Origin of the sequence: Mycobacterium sp. (assembly GCF_032159765.1) — a bacterium.
GTDB lineage: Bacteria > Actinomycetota > Actinomycetes > Mycobacteriales > Mycobacteriaceae > Mycobacterium.
This window is the reverse complement of the sequence record NZ_JAVHWM010000232.1, coordinates 1-2,622: the sequence shown is the minus strand read 5'-3', so window position 1 is coordinate 2,622 and position 2,622 is coordinate 1. Positions and strand designations below refer to the sequence as shown.

Here is a 2,622-nt window from a genome sequence, read left to right as displayed (position 1 = left end):
ACGCCGAGCAGGGGTTCGCCGTCACCCCCCAGATCGCCCACGAGTGGGCGATGCACGCGAGCCGCATCACCGACGATCGCGCCGCGCGCGGCGTGTTCCTTCCGGGTGGCCGCGCGCCGCGCGCCGGCGAGCGCTTCGCCAATCCCGACGTCGGCGCGCTGCTGCGGCTGCTCGCGCGCGACGGCGCCGACGGCTTCTATCGCGGCACGCCCGCCGAGCGGATCGGCGCGGCCGTCCAGGCCGCCGGGGGCCCGCTGCGCGCCGCCGATCTCGCGGCCTGGCGCGGCGCGCAATGGGTGACGCCGCTGCGCCGCCCGTATCGCGACATCGAGCTCGTCGAGCTGCCGCCGCCGGGCCAGGGCGTCGTCGTGCTCGAGGCGCTGGCGATCCTCGAGGGGCTGTCCCCCGGCGACCGCGGCGAGGAGGAGCATCTCGCGATCGAGGCGCTCAAGCGCGCCTTCGCCGACGCCCGCGATCATCTCGCCGACCCGCTCGTGGTCGACGTCCCCGTGGAGCGGCTGCTCAGCTCCGAGCACGTCGCCGCCAGGCGCGCGGACATCACCGCCGAGGCCGCCGACGTGGCCGCGCCGGGCGCCCCGACCGACACCGTCTACCTCGCCGTCGTCGACGCCGAGGGCAACGCCTGCTCGCTCATCCAGAGCCTCTACTCGGGCTTCGGCTCCGGGATCGGCGTGCCCGGGCTCGGCATCACGCTGCAGAACCGCGGCAAGGGCTTCGTGCTCGACGACGGGCATCCCAACCGCCTGGAGCCGGGCAAGCGCCCGTACCACACCATCGTGCCGGCGATGCTCGCGCGGGAGGGCGGGTTCGCCGGGTGCCTCGGCGTCGTCGGCGGCTTCATGCAGCCGCAGGGGCAGATGCAGATCGTGCGGCACCTCGTCGACCACGACATGGACATCGCCGCCGCGGTCGCGCATCCGCGGCTCCGCTACCTCGACGGCCACGACGTCGGCGCGGAGCCCGACTACGACCCGGCGGTGCTCGACGCGCTGGAGCGCCGCGGTCACCGGGTGCGCGAGCTCAGCAACTTCGGCGCCGGCGGCGCGCAGGCCATCGTCCGCGATGGCGATCTGCTGCACGCGGCCTCGGACCCACGCAAGGACGGGTGTGCCCAGACGACCTGATGGTCGGCACGCCCGCCTCGCCCACGACAGGAGACAGACATGACACCGCCCTTCGACCACGATGAGCTTCGTGCGCGCGCCGGGCGCGCCCGCGCGCTGATGGACCGCGACGGCTTCGACGGGCTCATCGTGACCGGCGACTTCACCGCCGGCATGAACTACTACTACCTCAGCGGCCACCAGCCGCGCGACTACCAGCTGAACTACTCGCGCCCGCACGTCATGGTGCTGCCCCGCGAGGGCGAGCCGTTCCTGTTCGTCTACGGGGTCAATGCCGAGAACGCGCGCGAGTCGTCCTGGGTGCACGACGTGGTCACCTACGCGCCGCCGTTCTCCGGCGAGGAACTGGCCGACGCGATGCGCGTCCGCGGGCTCGACCGCGGGCGGATCGGCGCCGAGCTCGGCAACGACCAGCGGCTCGCGATGCCGCTGCTGGCATGGCGGGCGATGGAGGCCGGCCTGTGGGGCGCGAGCTTCGAGGACGCCTCGTCGCTGCTGTGGGACCTGCGCTCGATCAAGAGCGATGCCGAGGTCGCGTTCATCCGCGAGGCCGACGCGATCAACGGCGCGGGCCTGTCGCTGGCGTTCTCGCGCATGCGGCCCGGCGACACCGAGGTCGACGCGGCCCGCACCATCGGCGCCGCGCTGATCGAGTCCGGCGCGTATCGCCCGCCGTACGCCCAGCTGCTGCTGGTCTCCGAGGCCAAGTCCCGCGCGCTCGGGCACGGCTCGCGCATGCGCGGACCGCTGGCCGAATACGGCCTCGATCGCGGGGACCTGCTGTTCGTGGACTCCGGCGTGATCGTCTCGGGCTACTGGGGCGAGTTCAACCGCATGGCCTGCATCGGCGAGCCGAGCGCCGAGCAGCGCCGCCATCACGACGCGATCCGCGAGGTCGTCACGCGGTCGGTCGACGAGGCCCTGAAGCCCGGCGTGGCCTTCCGCGACGTGATCGAGCAGATGGCGGGCTTCTACCGCGACGCGGGCTACGACGAGACGCAGTTCGGCAACTACATGGGCCCGCCGTACATGCACCTGTGCCACGGGCTGGGCCTGGCCGGAAGCGAGCCGCCGTTCGTGCGCCACGACAGCGAGCAGGAGCTCGTGCCGGGCATGGTGCTCTCGTGCGAGGCGTATCTGCGCCACGGCGACATGACCTACGGCTCCGAGGAGGACGTCGTGATCACCGCCGGCGGGTGCGAGGTCCTCTCCGAGCGCGATCCCGGCCTGTACGTGATCGAGCCGTGACCGCGCGCGAGCCGCGCCCCGGGACCCGCGTGCTGGGCCTCAGCGAGATGCGCAGCGTCCTGTCGCTCGAGGACACGATCGAGCTGCAGCGACAGGCATTCGCCTCGCAGGCCGACGGGCTCGCGACGACCGCGCCCAACATGTGGCTGCGCCTGCCCGGGGAGCGCCGAGCCTGGCTGAAGATCCTCGCCGGGCACGACAGCGCCTCCGGTGCGCTGGGCGTCAAGGT

3 protein-coding genes are annotated in these 2,622 nt (G+C 73.2%); all 3 read left to right on the top strand.

The genetic code is table 11. The features are described 5' to 3' along the window. Positions 1-1,145 (top strand): gamma-glutamyltransferase family protein (locus QOH60_RS28510; protein WP_526425251.1); only part of this gene is annotated, 1,145 nt, incomplete at its 5' end. A 39-nt stretch (positions 1,146-1,184) separates the two neighbouring features. Further along, a complete protein-coding gene (locus QOH60_RS28505; RefSeq protein ID WP_526425250.1) occupies positions 1,185-2,393 on the top strand; it encodes a M24 family metallopeptidase in 1,209 nt (402 codons plus the stop codon). After that, positions 2,390-2,622 (top strand): hypothetical protein (locus tag QOH60_RS28500; protein WP_526425249.1); only part of this gene is annotated, 233 nt, incomplete at its 3' end. The genes QOH60_RS28505 and QOH60_RS28500, both read left to right, overlap by 4 nt.